The following is a 15,335-nucleotide window of genomic DNA, read 5'->3' as shown; positions in this document are numbered from 1 at the left end:
ATGAAACGCACATTCTATTGGCTATTCCCTCACCCCCTACTGACCGTTCTGCTGACGGTGGTCTGGCTGTTGCTGCAAAAGACAGTCTCGCCAGGCATGATCGTCTTCGGAATCATCCTGGGCGTGTTGATCCCGTGGATCACTTCGGCCTGGTGGCCGGAAACGCCCAAGGGATTTCGGCCGGGCCGCATGGTGATCTATGTCATCATCGTGCTTTGGGATATCATGGTCGCCAACGTCCAGGTCGCCTGGATCGTCCTGACCAAGCCCAACTCCAAACTGCGCCCCGCATGGGTCGTCGTGCCCTTGGACCTGCGCCAGCCCGAGGCGATCACAATCCTTGCGGGGACCATTACGCTGACACCCGGCACCGTTTCGGCCGATCTGTCGGACGAAGGCCACAGCCTGCTGGTCCACGCGCTCCACACGGATGACCCGGACGCGGTGCGCGACGACATCAAGCACCGTTACGAGCGCCGCCTGAAGGAGATTTTCACATGACCCAGGCGACCGATATCATGAACCTGGCGGTCTGGATCGCCTTCGGCGCCGTCGCCTCGGCGCAAATCATGGCGATGATCCGGCTGATGATCGGGCCGGGGGTCGGCGACCGGATCCTTGCGCTGGACACGATGGTGGTCAATTCCATCGGTCTCATGGTGCTGCTGGGCATCGCGCAGGGCACGGCCATCTATTTCGAAGTGACGCTGATCATCGCGATGCTGGGATTTGTCAGCACCGTCGCCTATGCGCGCTTTATCCTGCGGGGGGATATCATCGAATGACCTGGGACATCGTCGCCACCTACGCCGTTGCGGTCTGCCTTTTCGTCGGGGCCACTTTTTCCCTGGTCGGCTCGATCGGGCTGCTCAAGTTCAACGATGCGATGACGCGGTTGCATGCTCCGACCAAGGTCGGCACGGTCGGCATCGGCGCGCTGCTGCTCGCGGCGATGATCCATTCCTACCTGATCGGCGAGGGCGTGTTGCACGAGATTCTGATCATGGCCTTTCTGTTCGTCACGGCGCCGATCTCGGCCAACTTCATGGCAAAGGTCAACCTGCATCGCCGCGAGTGCGAGACGCCGCCCGCCCCGTCCAAAGACGACACCTGGTCCACGTTGAACGTGCCCGAGGCGGATCGCGAGTTGGCAGAGCACGCCGAGGAGTGATCGCGCCAGCGGCGTCTGCGGCCCGCAAAAGCAGGACGTGATTGTGGCGCTCAGCCCGTCTCGCCCGCGAAGGCCACGTGACAGCCGCGTCCACGATCCTTGGCCTGATAGAGCGCGCTATCCGCTTGCTCCATCATAAGGGCGATGTTGGCCCGACCGTAATGGCACGACAGGACCGATCCCGCGCTAGCCGAGATATGATAGGTCTGCCCGGCATAGGCGATCGGCTCTTGCAGACGCGCGATCACGCGGGCCGCGATATCATGCACCTTGACCGGATCGGTCAGCCGTTTGAGGGCCAGCACGAATTCATCGCCGCCTACCCGCGCGACGGTATCATCGCTGCGCGTTTCCTCGACCATGATACGCGCAACCTCGCGCAGGACGTGATCCCCGGCGGGATGACCGCCGGTGTCGTTCACCGCCTTGAAGAAATCGAGATCCATGTGGATCAGCGCGAAATCCTGCTCCAGGTCGACCAGCCGACCCAGAACATAATCCAGCGCCCGGCGGTTACGCAGACCGGTCAGCGTATCGGTATAGGCTTGCTCCTCAGCGGCGATCATCGCGCCCTGCAGCCGCAGGTTCAGCGTACGCGAAGCCTCCATCGCGGCATTCTTGGCCTCGACAAGGTAGAGCATCTCGACCGCGAGATCCGTCGGCGCGAAATCACTGCCCGTCAGGCCGAAATCGCGCACCGCCGCCACCACGGAAATCCCGAAGGACAGATTGACCAAGGCGCCCCCCTCGGGACCGACGCTCGCCGGTAGCGGGACAAGAACGCCCTTGAGATCCGTGCGGGGTCCGCCCCGGATCCGCAGATGCATCTTGCTGCCCGCGGCCTCCAGCAGCGCCGCCATGGAGCCGTCATCGCGCGGGCGTTTGATCTCGAAAAGTTCGGCAAATCGCACGCCGATCAGGGGCCGCGCCTCGAACAGTTTGAACAGGGTCGGCCCGGCATGGACGACATGGCCCGTCGCATCCAGTACGGCATGCATCGGGCACAGAACATCCATCATGGCGGCGTGCGAGGCCCCTGCGGCGACTTCTGCAGTGGCGACCTGCCCGGCGGCGCAATCGCCTGCCTGTCCTTGGGTCATCGTCATGCTGTCCTCGCGCCCAGATCAAAGCTTCGGCCGCGGGCATGCTCTGCCGCCAGAAGCCGAACCTCGATGATTTCGCAGCCGTCGCGCAGTCCCTTATGCTCGAGCAGGGCAAGAGCGCCGTAATCATCGGCAAGGGCACGCAGCAAGCCGACGATAACATAGCCAAAGCCCAGCTGCCCACTATAGCAGTCGATGGCGTAGACACCCTGCCCATATTCGCGCAGCTCAAGCTCGGGCAGGTCCAGATCCGGCACCGCCAGCTTGGCGCGCGCAGGCAGATCGTCCAGCGAGTGCAGAAATTCGGTGAAGGTCGGGCCGCCAAAGCGCAAAAGACGGCGCAAGGGCTCAAGCTTGGGGTGCGAGACGAGATAGGTTCCCACATCCTCCAGGATTTCGGGCAAGGGTCTGTCCAGCTGCGCGGCCAGCGCGACCAGAACGCGCTGTGTCACGTCCGCCTCATAGCTCAGCATCGATTCGAACTCGGTGAATTCCAGTCCGGCCGTACGCATCACGGCCCCCCAGACATCCCGCCCGTGGGTATCGCGCACGAATCGTTCGATGGCCCGATTGATAAGCCCGTGCATGTCAGTCTCCGCTGCATCCGCCCTCGGTTATGCATCCGGTGTGTTAACAAAATGCCAACGCGGACCGGTTTTCAGGGCGAGAGGCGCATTCCCTCCACTTCCAGCACGTTGCGCGCGGCAGGCATGATGGCAAAGCGGCCTTCGAGAATGTCTGTGATGATCTGTGGCGATGCCGTGGCAAAGGCCCCCGATTTCAGATCACGCGGAAAGCCGCCCTGCTCGAGTGCGTCGCCGCGCAGCGCATAGGATGTGATGTGGACATGTGTGTCGGAGGTCATGAAGAAGCCGATCACGTGATCCACGCCGTCATCCGGCTCGAACGTGCCCCGCACCATCACGCAGCCGGGATGATCGCCAGGCGCGCGCCGGTTGCAGGCGGTCTCGATCATGCGGCGCTCTTCGGACGGCAATGAATCCAGCGCACCTTGCGGCAGGCGGACCCCCTCGGGGCGCAGGGGCACGCGGCCCGAGATGGAAATCTCGGCCTCGCCCGCCTCGGCATAGGCCCATTTCGTCTCGCTTCGGCGGGCCTTCTCGATCAGGTCGAGCGTCGCAGGCGCGTCTTGTGAGCGCGTCTCCAACATGGCCAGCCCGCGCTGGCCGGCCTTGCCCCAGTCATGCGCCAGTTCCCACAGAGGCAAGGTATCGGGCGGTGTGCCTTCTGCCGCACGGGCCAGCTGGCTGGCGGTCGCCAGACGCTCGGCATTCAAAAGGGGCGTCATCCAGGCGGCGGCGATGACCAGCGTAAACACGGCCATGGCGCGGTTCACGTGCCGCTGACGGGTGCGCCAGCCGCGGCGGCGCAGGACGGCGCCCGCATAGGCCAGCGAATAGATCGAGGCGACACCAGCCGCCACGAGGGCGGCGATGCGGTGAGGCGTCAGCCCGTATTGATCCACCCGCAGCCAGACGGCCCAGAGCGCCAGAAGCGCCGGAACCACCAGCAACACGCTCAGCGCCTGCGCCGCGCCGCGCATCAGCGGCCCCTGCACCGACAGCGGATCGTCGCGGTGAATGGCCGTGGTGATCAGCGTCACCCCCGCCCCCGTCACACCGAGCAGGATCGCCGCTGCCGAGAGCTGCCCGAAAAGGCTGCTCAGCCCGCGCACCGGCAGGGCGAGGATAAAGACCGCCAGCACCACCAAGAGCGCAGGCAGCAGAACCCGCAGCAACTGGATGATCAGGAAGGGCGAGACATAGTCGCGCAGCTCGTAGACGATGGCGAGGCTGAGGCCCAGCGCAACGCCGCTGATCAGGTAGGGCACAGGATCAAGGTCGATCAGCCACTCGATCACGGTCAGCCCGACCAGCCCCAAAAGTTGATCCGACAGCATCAGCACCGTCCAGGTCACCGCGACAAAGAGCAGCGCCGAGGCGATGCGCACTACCAACTCCCATGCCGCATCGAAAAGCAGGCCGTAGTGCCGCCACCCGCCATGTTGCTGCAGTTGCGCGATGGCGAAGGGCACCGCGATGAACAAAAGATAGATATAGGCGGAAACCTCGTAGCCGCCCTCCAGAAAATCGGCCGCGTTGTCGTGCCGAAAGCTTGCCCAGAGCAAGAGCAGCGATGCCGGCAGGGCCATGCCCAGCGCCGTGGCGGCGGCAACGCGCAGCCGCAGCGGGCCCATCAGGCCCAGCAGGACGCCCAGAAACCCCAGCCCGAAGGCGATCAGAAAGAGGACGAGCCGCGCGTTTTCAACCACATCCGGCACGATTTCGGCTAGCGCATAAGTCGCGAGGCCCGCCGCGCCCCCGATGAGGGAATAGATGATGCGCGTCGTTGCGGTCTGGCTGGCGGTGATCATGCGTGGGGCACTCCGGCTGTTCGCGGGCAGCGTAGCGGCTTTGACCGGCAAGCTGAACGGGTGATTTGCCCTAGCCATTCGATCGGCGCCATGGCGCAGACGGGCCCGTCTTCGCTGCTTGCAACGTGTCTCCACCGCCGCTAGTCTACTTGCATCCGTTGGGGTGCTCCGCAATGCCGGGGCTGAGAGGCGATGCTGCCGACCCATCGAACCTGATCCGGTCAATACCGGCGGAGGGAACGGAGACAGGCATGTGCATCCACGCGCAGGCATTTTAAGTGCTCCCACTTCGCCGGCCAGGCCATGAATTGCACCGCTCTCTTGCGGGGATCCGGCCACGTGCAGCGCACAGCCGTCCCTCGCAGAGAGCACAAGACCCGGAGCCATGATGAAGCCCCTCGCCCTTGCCGCCGCCCTTCTCGCCAGCACGCCCGCCCTCGCGCAGGACCAGATGACCCTGGTGCTGGACTGGTTCGTGAATCCCAACCACGGTCCCATCATCATCGCGCAGGAGCGCGGATATTTCGCCGATGGCGGCCTCGCGGTCGAGGTGGTGGCACCTGCCGATGCCTCCTCACCGCCCAAGATGGTGGCGGCGGGCCAGGCCGATCTGGGTTTGTCCTACCAGCCGCAACTGCATATGCAGGTGGCCGAGGGCCTGCCCCTGATCCGGGTCGGCACGCTGATTGCCAGCCCGCTCAACTGCCTTCTGGTGCTGGAGGACGGACCGATCGAGGAAATCGCGGACCTCAAGGGCGCCAAGATCGGCTATTCCGTCGCCGGTGTCGAAGAGGCGCTGATGAAGGCCATTCTGGGCGCGAATGACATCGCCCTGAGCGATGTCGAGATGATCAACGTCAACTGGTCGCTTGGCCCCTCGGTCATGTCCGGCCAAGTCGATGCCGTCATCGGCGCCTACCGCAATTTCGAGCTGAACCAGATGGAGATCGAAGGCGCCCCCGGTAAATGCTTCTTCATCGAGGAGGAAGGCGTGCCGCCCTATGACGAGCTGATCTATGTCGCCAACCCCGAAACGATGGACGCCGATGTCATCTCGCGCTTCATGCGCGCGACAGAGCTGGCGACGCAGTATATCGTCAACCACCCCGAAGAGAGCTGGGAGATATTCAAATCCACCTCAACGGAACTGGATGACGAGCTGAACGCGCGCGCCTGGACTGACACGCTGCCGCGCTTTGCCCTGCGCCCCGCCGCCGTCGATACCGCGCGCTACACCGAATTCGAGCGTTTCCTCAGCGAGGCCGGCCTCATCGAGGGCACCCGCCCCGTCTCGGAACTGGCGATCGACCCCGGCGCGCGCTGATGTACGGAGCGACCTTCACCGCATGGCGCGATGCGGCAGCCGAGCCGTGGCACGCCTATACCCGTCATGCCTTTGTCGAAGGACTGGGCGACGGCAGCCTGCCGCGCACGGCCTATCTGCGCTATCTGGTGCAGGATTACCTCTTCCTCATTCATTTCTCGCGCGCCTGGGCGCTGGCGGTCAACAAGGCCGGCACAGTGGACGAAATGCGCTTTGCCTCGCGCACGCTACACGCACTCCTGAACGAGGAGATCGCGCTGCATGTCGCGACTTGCGCCGCCGAGGGATTGGACGAGGCCACGCTGTTCGCCGCCGAGGAACTGCCGCAGAACATCGCCTATACGCGCTATGTGCTGGACGCCGGTCATTCGGGCGATTTCCTTGACCTGCTGGCCGCGCTCGCCCCTTGCGTTCTGGGCTATGGCGAGATTGGCCTCCGCCTTGCCGCCGCGTGCGCCGATACGCCCTATGCCGAGTGGATCGAGACGTATGCCGGAGAGGGCAACCAGCAGGTGTGCCATGAGGTCGGCGCGCTGCTGGATACGGCAATCACGCACCGCCTTGGCAGCAGGGCTGAGGACAGCCCCCGATGGCAGCAACTCTCGCAGCGCTTTGCCACGGCCACTCGGCTGGAAATCGGCTTTTGGGATATGGCGTTTTCATCGTGACCTGTCCGGGCATCTCTCTGGAGGGCTCGGTCTCGGTCGCCGGGGCGCCCCTCGTGCCGCGCATCTCGCTACGTGTGGCGCCCTGCGGCTGGACCTGCCTGCTGGGCCCCTCGGGTATCGGCAAATCAACCCTGCTCCGCGTGATCGCGGGCATCGCCGACGAGGCTGAACTCTTGGGCACGCTGACCACAAGCGACGGCGCGCCGCTGACGGGGCGGGTCGCCCTGATGTCGCAAAGCGATCTGCTTTTGCCCTGGCTCAGCGTCACCCAGAACATCATGCTCGGCGCGCGCCTGCGCGGCGAGGCGGCCCAGCCGGAGCGCGCCGCCGCCCTGATCGAGCAGGTTGGCCTGACGCAGCATGCGCAGAAAAGGCCCGCGCAGCTTTCAGGCGGGCAACGCCAGCGCGCCGCGCTCGCCCGCACATTGATGGAGGACCGCCCGGTGATCCTGCTGGACGAGCCGTTCTCGGCGCTCGACGCGCGCACCCGCGCTCAGATGCAGGACCTGACCGCCGAATTGCTGGGCGATCGCACCGTGCTGATGGTCACCCACGACCCGGCCGAGGCCGCGCGGCTGGGCACGACGATCCTCGTGCTGGGTGATGATGGTCTGCGCACTTGGCCCGCCCCGCCGGGCGCCCCGCCGCGGCCCGTCGACGACGCGAAAACCCTTGAAACCCAGGGCGCCCTTCTGGCCGCGCTGCGAGGCGCGCCATGAGCCGCCTCGTCAGCGTCACCGCCTCTGCGCTGGTTGCGCTTGCCGTCTGGCAGGCGCTGGTCATCGCGACGGGCGTGCCCCGGTTCATTCTGCCGGGCCCTACGCTGGTCGCGGAAACGCTCTGGGACAGCCGCGCGCTGATCGCGCATCACACGATGATCACGGCCATCGAAGTGCTGGCGGGCCTCGCGCTTGGCGCGCTCTTTGGCGGGCTGACGGCGATCGGCCTTGCCGCCTCGCCCATCGCGCGCAGCCTCGTGCGCCCCATGCTGATCTTCAGCCAAGCAGTGCCGGTTTTTGCCCTCGCCCCCATCCTCACACTCTGGTTCGGCTACGGCATCGGCTCGAAGGTGGTGATGACGCTGCTGGTTATCTACTTCCCGGTCACATCCGCGTTCTTCGATGCGCTGATGCGCACCCCGCAGGCGTGGATCGACATGGCGCGCCTCATGGGTGCCAGCCCCGCCCGGATCATGCGCCATATCCGCATCCCGGCGGCGCTGCCGGGCTTCGCCTCTGGCCTGCGCCTTGCGGCCGTCTACGCCCCCATCGGCGCGATCATCGGCGAATGGGTCGGGGCCTCAAAGGGGCTTGGCTACCTGATGCTGCTGGCCAATGGCCGCGCGAAGACGGACCTGATGTTCGCCGCGCTGATCGTGCTGGCGGTCTTCACGGTGCTCCTTCACGCCGCTGTCGACCGCGCCTGCCGCGCCACGTTGGACAAGAACGCCTGACCACGCTGAGTTGCCACCGCTGTATCTGAGTATTTTTACCAAGATGAAGCTGCGGGAGTCCTTGGCTTCATCTTGGAGAAAATACTCAAGACCCGGCCAGCTGCAGGCGCCGTCCTAGAAATCCGTAGGCGCACCGCCCTCGGATTTGCGGCGGGCGACGAAATCCGCCAGCTCATCCTGGATCGCGGCGTCCATGGGCGGCGGCTCAAAGCTGGCCAGGATGTCGTGCACGATTTGATGCGCCCGCTGGGGCGTCCAGACGCCGCCCGCCGCCTCCCATGCCTCGTAGTTGCGCCAATCGCTGAGGAAGGGTTGATAGAAGGCGGCTTCATACCGGTCCTGCGTGTGCTGGATGCCGAAGAAATGGCCCTGATTGCCCACCTCGGCGATGGCATCGACTGCGATCTCGTCCGGGCCGGTCGCCGTCAGTACCGGATCCATGTAGCGCTGGATCTGTTGCAGCATCTCGCAATCCATGACGAATTTCTCGGGGCTGGCGATCAGACCGCCCTCCAGCCAGCCCGCCGCGTGATAGACCATATGCGCCCCCGACTGGACGGCAGACCAAAGGCTGTTCGACGTCTCCCATGTCGCCTGCGCGTCGGGCACATTGGCGGCGCAGACACCACTGGCGCGCATCGGCAGCCTGTAGAGGCGGCACATCTGGCCGGTCATCTGCGTCGCGCGCATGTATTCCGGGGTCCCAAAGGCGGGCGCGCCGGATTTCATATTGACGTTTGAGGTGAATGTGCCGATCGCGCAGGGCGCGCCGGGGCGCACCAGCTGGGCCAGGACCACCGCCACCAGCGCCTCGGCCAGGGATTGCGCAACCGCGCCCGCCATGGTCACCGGCGCCATCGCGCCCGCCAGCGTGAAGGGCGTCACGACCAGTCCCTGCCCCCGCCGCGCAAGGCGCATCCAGCCGTCCAGCATCGGCTCATCATGTTTGAGCGGCGAGGTGGAGTTGATGTTGGTATACATGCGCGGGGTCGCATTGAATTCGGCATCGCTCAGCCCGCCCGCGATGCGCACCATCTCCATCACATCCTCGACGCGCTCTTTCCCCAAGGAGTAGGCATGCGCCACCTTGTCGGTCAACGTCAGCTTGTCATAGAGCACGTCGAGATGGCGGACCGAGGCGTGAATGTCCTGCGGCTCGACCGGGTAGCCGCCGATGAAATGGATGCAGTTGAAATACTGGCTGAGTTTCAGAAGGTTGGCGCACATCTCGCGCGTGCCGGTCACCTTGCGGCCCAGCGTCATGTCCCAGTAGCTGGGCGGGGACGACACGTTGCCGAAATTGAGGTGCCGCCCGCCCATCGTGATCTGACGATCGGGGTTGCGCGGGGTGATCGTCCAGCTCTCGGGCGCAAGGGCGATCTGCTCCATCACGAAGTCGCGGCCCATGCGCAAGTTCGTGCCCGATGTCGTGCAGCCAGTCGAGGCGCGGAAGACCTCCAGCGCCTCGGCATTCAGGATCTCGATCCCGATCTCCTCGAGGATGCGCATCGCGCCGTTGTGGATGGCGGAGACGCCCGCATCATCCAGCGGCTCAGTCGGGCGGTCGATATTGATGGGGGGCGCCCAAGGCATCTGCTCGATCACGGCGGTGCCGCGGCGGCCAGCATTGCCGGCGCGCCCGCCGCTGCGCTGGCGGCGCTTTGGTTCCTCGGTCATCCGGCGCCTCCCATTTCCTCCGTACCGGGTTTACCGAACCACGGCCAAGAGTAGAGCGATGTTCACTTTGCGGCAGCCGGTGTCGTTTTTGCCGGGCCGCGCCGCGCAATGCGCCGCGCGTGCAGCAGATAGACGGCAATCGCCACCACCACGATGGTCCCGCCCAGCAGCATCCGGGGCGTCAGCGCCTCGCCCAGCGCCAGCCAGACCCATGCGGGCCCGAGCACCGTTTCCAGCAGCAATAGCAAGCTGACATTCGCGGCCGCCGTATGGCGCGACGCGAAAGAGAGGGACAGGAACGAGACCGGCAGGATGATGCAACCGGTGATGGCGATGGCCCAGACGTTGCCTTCCGTCATCTGCGCAGGGCCGGTGGCAGTCACGCCCGCCGCACCGGCACATAGCGCACCTAGCCCGATCAGAAGTGGGATTGGCAGCGCGGGCCGCGCCCGCAGCACCACGAAATTCAGCGCCAGCATCATCGCCACGCCAAGCCCGGCGAAGGCGCCGAAAAGGACAGCCCCCGGCGCCCCTGACATCTCCTCGCCGCCCAGAACGGCAATGCCTATGCCGAAGGCGACGACCGCGATGGTGATCCATGTGGCGCGCGCCGTCCGCTCGCCCAAGAGCACCCATGCCAGAAGGGCCGCCCAGATCGGCGTGGTCGCGACGCCAAAAAGGATGATCGCCACCGGCGCGGCCCCAATTCCTAGCGCAAAGAGCGCCGAATTGACGAACTGGCAGGCGACGATGGCAAGGCCCGCGCCGGTACCCAGCAGGGCCAGATCGGCCATGGGCCGCCGGCTGCTAAGCAGCCACAGAAGGATCAGCGAAGTTCCCATGAAGACCCCGCGCCAGCCCATCATCTGGGGGCCCGACATCTCGGACAGGCGCAGGAACATCGCGTCGGGCGTCAGAACCAGCGCGCCGAACGCGGCCAGCGCAAGGCCGAAGGACGGATGGCGCGTCACCTGTCCAGCCAGACGGGGATATGGCCGATATCGGGCAGGACCGCATCCGACAGGGGCGTCAACTCGTCCCGGTCCGCGATGCCGGTCAGCACGCCCAGCGTCCACATGCCCGCCGCGCGGCCGGCCCTCAGATCATGGGTGCTGTCGCCCACCATGACGCAACGCGCCGGGTCGAGGCCGGATTGAAGTGCAAAGGCCAGAAGCGGGCCGGCCTCGGGCTTGGCCCCATGACCGGAATCGTATCCGGCGACGAAATCGAAATGATCGAGCACGCCCGCCGTGCCCAGATGCGTGCGCGCGCCGTGATCGGTGTCATTCGTGACCAGGCCCACCTTCAGGCCGCGTGCGGCCAGATCCGTCAGGAACGGCACCAGCGGCACGGCGGGCTGCAGCGGCGCCTCGCCCGAGCTGAGGCGCATATGCTCTTCGATCTGGTCCGCATCGACACCCCTCAGAACGGCGGCCAGCGTCTCGGCCCCCTCGCGGTTGGTCGCGCCGATCAGCGGGCTGGTCGGCAGGAACCGGCAAGCCTCCAGATCGAACTGGACGGCATCGGCCAGAGCCTGGGCATCCCCGTCATGAGCCTCGGCCAGATGCACCAGCAGATTGCGCGTCCAGTCGGCCCAGGTGGTGTGAAAATCAAAGAGCGTGCCGTCCTTGTCAAAGACGATGCCTTCGATCGGCAGGGCGCGACTCATGTCCAATGCTCCACCTGGCCACCGGGCAAGAGGGTGCGCGCCTGCATCGGGGCCTCGGTGGTCAGTCCCGCATCGCGGCAGAAATCGATGACCCACTCGTCATTCATGGTTAAGAAATCCAGCACCGCCCCGAGGAAGACCGGATCTGAGGCCCCTTGGCGCAGATCATCCTCGCCAGCGCCCGTTGCACCCATGAAAACAGGCATCAATTCGTCATTTGCGATCAGCCAGCCAAGGCATTTGAGCGCAATCGTTTCGGCGGAATCTCGCGTATACTTCATAATGATGAAAATCCCGGAAAGGTTTTCTTAACTTCTGGCACGGATAGTCGAGCGTGAGAATAGGGCAAGTCAGAAAGGCGCACGCCCATGTCAGGCAAAATTTTGATCGTGGACGCCGTGGCGACCAACCGGATCGTGCTGAAAGTGAAACTTTCGGCGGCGCATTTCGAGGTGCATCAGGCATCGACCGGCAGCGCGGCGGTCGCGTTGGCGCGCGAGCTGCGCCCCGACCTCATCATCCTGGGTGCCGCGCTTTGCGACATGAGTTGCGCGGACCTCATCGGCACACTGCGGGCGCGGCCCGATCTGGCCCCCGTGCCGATTGTCGCGCTTCTCTCAGAGGATACCGGCTCTGCCCGCATCGCCGCGCTGGAGGCGGGCGCCGATGACGTGATCACCCAGCCCATCGACGAGCGGATCATGCTGGCTCGGCTGCGCGGCCTGCTGCGCCAGCACCACGCGCTGCAGGATATGCGGCTGAATGCCGGGCCTGACTGCGCCGCCGGGTTCGGCGAGGCGCAGGGGGGCCTGTTGCGTCCGGGCCGGATCACCATCATCGGCGTGCAGATGGCCGAGGCGATGGCCCTGCGCACCCGCCTGCGCAGCGCCTGCCGCCACCAGATCACCGCGCTGCCCGCGGGGGGGCCTGTCACCGCGACACTTGGCGCGCCCGCGGCAGACGTCTTCGTGCTGATCATCCCCGATGCCTCCCAGGCGACCGGCCTCGAGATGATGGCCGAGCTGCGCGCCTCGCCCGAGGTGCGGCATGGACGCATCATCTGCCTGCTCGACACCGAAGGACGCGGACAGGCAGCCAGCCTTCTGGACATGGGCGCAAACGACGTGATCGTCGGACAGGCCGATCTGGGCGAGCTGACGCTGCGCCTTGGCCGCCAGATCCAGCGCAAGCAGGCGGTCGATCACCTGCGCGCGCGCCTGCATGACAGCCTGCGCGCGGCCATGATCGACCCGCTGACCGGCCTCGACAATCGCCGCTTTGCCATGCCGTTCCTCAAGGGCCTGGCGATGGCGCAGGAGGATGGCGGCGCGGGCTTTGCGGTGATGCTGGCCGATCTCGACCATTTCAAGCAGATCAACGACCGTCTGGGCCATGCGGCGGGCGACCGCGTGCTGTGCCATGTCGCCGACCTTCTGGGCAGCAGCGTGCGCGAGGTCGACCTGGTGGCCCGCATCGGGGGTGAGGAGTTTCTGATCGTCATGCCCGGCGCCGATGGCACCGAGGCACGCCGCGCCGCGGACCGGCTCTGCCGCCGGATCGGCGAGGCGGGGATCACGCTGCGCGGACAGCCACAACCGGCTCATGTCACCGTCAGCATCGGTGTCGCCATGGGCCGCGCGCAGCCGGATGAAAAGGCCGCGGGCGAGCATGTGGAGACGCTTCTGGAGGAGGCTGACCGCGCGCTCTATCGCGCCAAGGCACGTGGACGCAACACGGTCACCATCAGTGCGCGGCCTGCCGCCTGACCTGCCCGCGCCGCGCTGCGGCGCGGCAAATCGGCGCGACGGCGCGCCGACATGACCTTGCCTCTTCCAATTTCACCCAACCTGACGCAGATTGCGCGGATGCACAGGTTTGAGGGTGATATGACGGACAACAGCACACAGATGGACGAGCGCGCGCTCTGGCCCGCATTGCGCAAGGGGTTCCGCTGCAAGTGCCCCAATTGCGGCTCGGGCCCGCTGCTGAAAAGCTATCTCAAGGTGCGCGACACCTGCCCCGTCTGCCGCGAGGATCTGTCCCAGCACCGCGCCGATGACGGCCCCGCCTACCTGACCATCCTGATCGTCGGCCATATCATGGCGCCGGCGCTGCACATCGCATTTGTCCAGTTCCGGCCCGAGCCTCTTGTGCTCTTTACCATCTTCGCTATCGGCTGCGTGGGCCTGTCGCTGTATCTGCTGCCGCGGCTCAAGGGCGCGGTGGTCGCCTTCCAATGGGCGCGCCAGATGCACGGCTTCGGCTCGAGAGCCTGAGACCCAAACCGGAGGGCACCTATGCCTGAGCAGCCAGTGCCTGTCCGCGATGCCGCCACCGTCATCCTTCTGCGCAAGGACGGCCCTGCGCCCAGCGTGCTGATGGGCCAGCGCGGCGCGGCGGCGACCTTCATGCCTTCGAAATTCGTCTTTCCGGGCGGCGCCGTCGATCCGGGCGATGCGGCTGTGCCTTTGGTCGCGCCCTTGCCCGCGCTCTGTTCGGACCGGTTGGATGAGGCCTGCGCGCCAGGCCGCGCCGCGGCCCTCGCCGCCGCCGCCATCCGCGAGCTTTGGGAAGAGGCGGGACTGATCGTCGGGCGGCCCCGCGCCTGGCCCGGCGCCATCCCCCACGACTGGGCCAGCTTTGCCGCGCGCGGCCATGTGCCGGACGCAGGCGCGCTGCAATTCGTCTTTCGCGCGATCACGCCGCCGGGCCGCCCCCGCCGATTCGATGCCAGGTTCTTCCTGATCGACGCTGTGCATGTCATCGGCGATCTGGATGATTTCAGCGCCGCCACGGACGAGCTGAGCCACCTGCAATGGATCCCCCTGCCCGAGGCGCGCCGGTTTGACCTGCCGTTCATCACCGAGGTCGTTCTGGCCGAGGTCGCGGCCCGCGCGCATGATCCCGCACCCCCCGCGTCGGTGCCATTCTTTCGCAACGATGACGAACAAAGCCTCTTTCTGCGCCTCAGCGGAAGAAGCCCACTGCAAGCACCGAACAGCTGACAAGCGCCACGCCGACGCCCTCGCGCGGCGTGATCCGCTCGCCAAAGAACACGCGCGCGGCGATCAGCGAAAAGATCACCTCGACCTGTCCAGCCGCGAAAACATAGGCGGCATTTTGCAGCGTGAAGGCGGTGAACCAGCAAAGGCTGCCGCCTAGCCCTGTCAGCCCCATCCAGACCGCCGTGCGGCGCGCGGCGATGACGCGCCCGATTTCGCCCGCCTCGCGCCAGCGCAGCCAGAGCGCCATGCCCAGCGCCTGCGACGTCGTGACCGCGGCCAGCGTGATCAGCGCGCGCATCAGCGCATCGTCTGACGCGACCTCCAGCGTCGCGCCACGATAGCCCACGGCGGACACCGCAAAGAGCGCCCCCGCGATCAGCCCCAGCGCCGCCGCCCGGTTGAAGATGCGCCAGCGGTCCGCGCCTACCCCGCCCGAGAGGATTATCACGCCGACAAGGCCGATGAGGATGGCCGCCATGCCCAACGGGCTGACTCGGTCGCCCAGCACGACTAGCCCGATCAGCGCGGTTTGCACCGTCTCGGTTTTCTTGAAGCTGATCCCGACGGCAAAGTTGCGGGCAGCAAAAAGCGCGACCATGCACCATGTGGCAAGGATCTGCGCCAGCCCGCCCGCCAGCGCGTAGGTCCAGAAAAGCGGCCCGAGGCGCGGCAGCGCTTCGTCCATCTGCCAAAGATACGCCGCGGCCAGCACCAGCACGAAAGGCATCGAATAGGCAAAGCGCGCAAAGGTCGCGCCGCCCACCGACAGCGTTCCCATGCTCAGATGTTTTTGCAGCACGAAGCGCAGCGTCTGGAACGCGGCGGCGGATATGGCGAGGATAACCCATGCGGACATGGCTCCTCATGCCC

General features: G+C 65.9%; 18 protein-coding genes and 1 riboswitch. Of the genes, 10 read left to right on the top strand and 8 right to left on the bottom strand.

Annotated features, from left to right (window positions below; genetic code table 11):
- From ACEWPL_RS04835 to mnhG, 3 genes are read left to right on the top strand one after another with little or no spacing between them, the layout of a single operon-like run.
- Positions 1 to 501: a Na+/H+ antiporter subunit E gene (locus ACEWPL_RS04835; RefSeq protein WP_393933688.1), complete on the top strand. Its 501-nt coding sequence runs from the start codon at positions 1 to 3 to the stop codon at positions 499 to 501.
- Positions 498 to 785, top strand: coding sequence for a K+/H+ antiporter subunit F (locus tag ACEWPL_RS04830; protein WP_393933686.1), 288 nt, complete (start codon positions 498 to 500; stop codon positions 783 to 785). Before ACEWPL_RS04835 ends, ACEWPL_RS04830 begins: the two co-directional genes overlap by 4 nt.
- On the top strand, positions 782 to 1,171 hold the full coding sequence (mnhG, locus tag ACEWPL_RS04825; protein WP_393933684.1) for a monovalent cation/H(+) antiporter subunit G: 390 nt from the start codon (positions 782 to 784) through the stop codon (positions 1,169 to 1,171). Before ACEWPL_RS04830 ends, mnhG begins: the two co-directional genes overlap by 4 nt.
- A 50-nt stretch (positions 1,172 to 1,221) precedes the next feature.
- On the opposite strand, the gene ACEWPL_RS04820 is transcribed toward mnhG, so the two are convergent.
- From ACEWPL_RS04820 to ACEWPL_RS04810, 3 genes are all read right to left on the bottom strand, one after another.
- Positions 1,222 to 2,277, bottom strand: coding sequence for a diguanylate cyclase domain-containing protein (locus ACEWPL_RS04820; RefSeq protein WP_393933682.1), 1,056 nt, complete (start codon positions 2,275 to 2,277; stop codon positions 1,222 to 1,224).
- Entirely contained in the window at positions 2,274 to 2,861 is a 588-nt protein-coding gene (locus ACEWPL_RS04815; protein ID WP_393933680.1) for a heme NO-binding domain-containing protein, read from the bottom strand. Before ACEWPL_RS04815 ends, ACEWPL_RS04820 begins: the two co-directional genes overlap by 4 nt.
- 71 nt (positions 2,862 to 2,932) lie before the next feature.
- Positions 2,933 to 4,669 carry a hypothetical protein gene (locus tag ACEWPL_RS04810; protein ID WP_393933678.1) on the bottom strand — a complete coding sequence of 579 codons (1,737 nt, stop codon included), beginning with the start codon at positions 4,667 to 4,669 and terminating at the stop codon, positions 2,933 to 2,935.
- A 149-nt stretch (positions 4,670 to 4,818) separates the two neighbouring features.
- Positions 4,819 to 4,925, top strand: a riboswitch (TPP riboswitch).
- A gap of 132 nt (positions 4,926 to 5,057) precedes the next feature.
- On the opposite strand from ACEWPL_RS04810, the gene ACEWPL_RS04805 reads away from it, so the two are divergent.
- From ACEWPL_RS04805 to ACEWPL_RS04790, 4 genes are read left to right on the top strand one after another with little or no spacing between them, the layout of a single operon-like run.
- Positions 5,058 to 5,993, top strand: coding sequence for an ABC transporter substrate-binding protein (locus ACEWPL_RS04805; protein ID WP_393934181.1), 936 nt, complete (start codon positions 5,058 to 5,060; stop codon positions 5,991 to 5,993).
- Positions 5,990 to 6,661 (top strand): TenA family protein, encoded by a 672-nt coding sequence (locus ACEWPL_RS04800; protein WP_393934180.1) that lies wholly within the window; start codon positions 5,990 to 5,992, stop codon positions 6,659 to 6,661. Before ACEWPL_RS04805 ends, ACEWPL_RS04800 begins: the two co-directional genes overlap by 4 nt.
- Positions 6,655 to 7,380, top strand: a complete 726-nt coding sequence (locus ACEWPL_RS04795; protein WP_393934179.1) for an ABC transporter ATP-binding protein — start codon at positions 6,655 to 6,657, stop codon at positions 7,378 to 7,380. Before ACEWPL_RS04800 ends, ACEWPL_RS04795 begins: the two co-directional genes overlap by 7 nt.
- Entirely contained in the window at positions 7,377 to 8,114 is a 738-nt protein-coding gene (locus ACEWPL_RS04790; protein ID WP_393933676.1) for an ABC transporter permease, read from the top strand. The genes ACEWPL_RS04795 and ACEWPL_RS04790 overlap by 4 nt, the downstream gene beginning before the upstream one ends.
- A 114-nt stretch (positions 8,115 to 8,228) precedes the next feature.
- Here ACEWPL_RS04790 and ACEWPL_RS04785 read toward each other — a convergent pair whose 3' ends face one another.
- The 4 genes from ACEWPL_RS04785 to ACEWPL_RS04770 form a co-directional block, all read right to left on the bottom strand.
- Entirely contained in the window at positions 8,229 to 9,791 is a 1,563-nt protein-coding gene (locus tag ACEWPL_RS04785; protein WP_393933674.1) for a trimethylamine methyltransferase family protein, read from the bottom strand.
- A gap of 62 nt (positions 9,792 to 9,853) precedes the next feature.
- Entirely contained in the window at positions 9,854 to 10,762 is a 909-nt protein-coding gene (locus ACEWPL_RS04780) for a DMT family transporter (RefSeq protein ID WP_393933672.1), read from the bottom strand.
- Positions 10,759 to 11,460: an HAD family hydrolase gene (locus tag ACEWPL_RS04775; RefSeq protein WP_393933670.1), complete on the bottom strand. Its 702-nt coding sequence runs from the start codon at positions 11,458 to 11,460 to the stop codon at positions 10,759 to 10,761. The genes ACEWPL_RS04780 and ACEWPL_RS04775 overlap by 4 nt, the downstream gene beginning before the upstream one ends.
- Complete coding sequence (locus ACEWPL_RS04770) at positions 11,457 to 11,741, bottom strand: DUF3572 domain-containing protein (RefSeq protein WP_393933668.1); 285 nt, start codon at positions 11,739 to 11,741, stop codon at positions 11,457 to 11,459. The genes ACEWPL_RS04775 and ACEWPL_RS04770 overlap by 4 nt, the downstream gene beginning before the upstream one ends.
- 87 nt (positions 11,742 to 11,828) lie before the next feature.
- Between ACEWPL_RS04770 and ACEWPL_RS04765 the strand changes: the two genes are divergently transcribed.
- The 3 genes from ACEWPL_RS04765 to ACEWPL_RS04755 all read left to right on the top strand — a co-directional run bounded on the left by ACEWPL_RS04765 (position 11,829) and on the right by ACEWPL_RS04755 (position 14,465).
- Entirely contained in the window at positions 11,829 to 13,226 is a 1,398-nt protein-coding gene (locus ACEWPL_RS04765) for a diguanylate cyclase (RefSeq protein WP_393933666.1), read from the top strand.
- A gap of 120 nt (positions 13,227 to 13,346) precedes the next feature.
- The gene (locus ACEWPL_RS04760; RefSeq protein WP_393934178.1) at positions 13,347 to 13,736 is read left to right on the top strand and encodes a DUF983 domain-containing protein; all 390 of its coding nucleotides are present in this window, start codon (positions 13,347 to 13,349) and stop codon (positions 13,734 to 13,736) included.
- 21 nt (positions 13,737 to 13,757) lie between these two features.
- Positions 13,758 to 14,465 carry an NUDIX hydrolase gene (locus tag ACEWPL_RS04755; RefSeq protein WP_393933664.1) on the top strand — a complete coding sequence of 236 codons (708 nt, stop codon included), beginning with the start codon at positions 13,758 to 13,760 and terminating at the stop codon, positions 14,463 to 14,465.
- On the opposite strand, the gene ACEWPL_RS04750 is transcribed toward ACEWPL_RS04755, so the two are convergent.
- Positions 14,428 to 15,321 carry an EamA family transporter gene (locus ACEWPL_RS04750; protein ID WP_393933662.1) on the bottom strand — a complete coding sequence of 298 codons (894 nt, stop codon included), beginning with the start codon at positions 15,319 to 15,321 and terminating at the stop codon, positions 14,428 to 14,430. The genes ACEWPL_RS04755 and ACEWPL_RS04750 overlap by 38 nt on opposite strands.
- Positions 15,322 to 15,335 lie beyond the last annotated feature (14 nt).

Source organism: Roseovarius roseus (genome assembly GCF_043355935.2).
Lineage (GTDB): Bacteria > Pseudomonadota > Alphaproteobacteria > Rhodobacterales > Rhodobacteraceae > Roseovarius > Roseovarius roseus.
Note: the sequence above shows the minus strand (reverse complement) of the source record. Positions and strands in the feature narration are given on the sequence as shown.

Excerpts from the sequence above, each read along its gene's own strand:
- ACEWPL_RS04820 (WP_393933682.1), bottom strand. The coding sequence starts at position 2,277 with ATGACGATGACCCAAGGACAGGCAGGCGATTGCGCCGCCGGGCAGGTC.
- ACEWPL_RS04815 (WP_393933680.1), bottom strand. The coding sequence starts at position 2,861 with ATGCACGGGCTTATCAATCGGGCCATCGAACGATTCGTGCGCGATACC.
- ACEWPL_RS04760 (WP_393934178.1), top strand. The coding sequence starts at position 13,347 with ATGACGGACAACAGCACACAGATGGACGAGCGCGCGCTCTGGCCCGCA.
- ACEWPL_RS04835 (WP_393933688.1), top strand. The coding sequence starts at position 1 with ATGAAACGCACATTCTATTGGCTATTCCCTCACCCCCTACTGACCGTT.
- ACEWPL_RS04765 (WP_393933666.1), top strand. The coding sequence starts at position 11,829 with ATGTCAGGCAAAATTTTGATCGTGGACGCCGTGGCGACCAACCGGATC.
- ACEWPL_RS04785 (WP_393933674.1), bottom strand. The coding sequence starts at position 9,791 with ATGACCGAGGAACCAAAGCGCCGCCAGCGCAGCGGCGGGCGCGCCGGC.
- ACEWPL_RS04770 (WP_393933668.1), bottom strand. The coding sequence starts at position 11,741 with ATGAAGTATACGCGAGATTCCGCCGAAACGATTGCGCTCAAATGCCTT.
- ACEWPL_RS04790 (WP_393933676.1), top strand. The coding sequence starts at position 7,377 with ATGAGCCGCCTCGTCAGCGTCACCGCCTCTGCGCTGGTTGCGCTTGCC.
- ACEWPL_RS04750 (WP_393933662.1), bottom strand. The coding sequence starts at position 15,321 with ATGTCCGCATGGGTTATCCTCGCCATATCCGCCGCCGCGTTCCAGACG.
- ACEWPL_RS04775 (WP_393933670.1), bottom strand. The coding sequence starts at position 11,460 with ATGAGTCGCGCCCTGCCGATCGAAGGCATCGTCTTTGACAAGGACGGC.
- ACEWPL_RS04810 (WP_393933678.1), bottom strand. The coding sequence starts at position 4,669 with ATGATCACCGCCAGCCAGACCGCAACGACGCGCATCATCTATTCCCTC.
- ACEWPL_RS04755 (WP_393933664.1), top strand. The coding sequence starts at position 13,758 with ATGCCTGAGCAGCCAGTGCCTGTCCGCGATGCCGCCACCGTCATCCTT.
- ACEWPL_RS04830 (WP_393933686.1), top strand. The coding sequence starts at position 498 with ATGACCCAGGCGACCGATATCATGAACCTGGCGGTCTGGATCGCCTTC.
- mnhG (WP_393933684.1), top strand. The coding sequence starts at position 782 with ATGACCTGGGACATCGTCGCCACCTACGCCGTTGCGGTCTGCCTTTTC.
- ACEWPL_RS04805 (WP_393934181.1), top strand. The coding sequence starts at position 5,058 with ATGAAGCCCCTCGCCCTTGCCGCCGCCCTTCTCGCCAGCACGCCCGCC.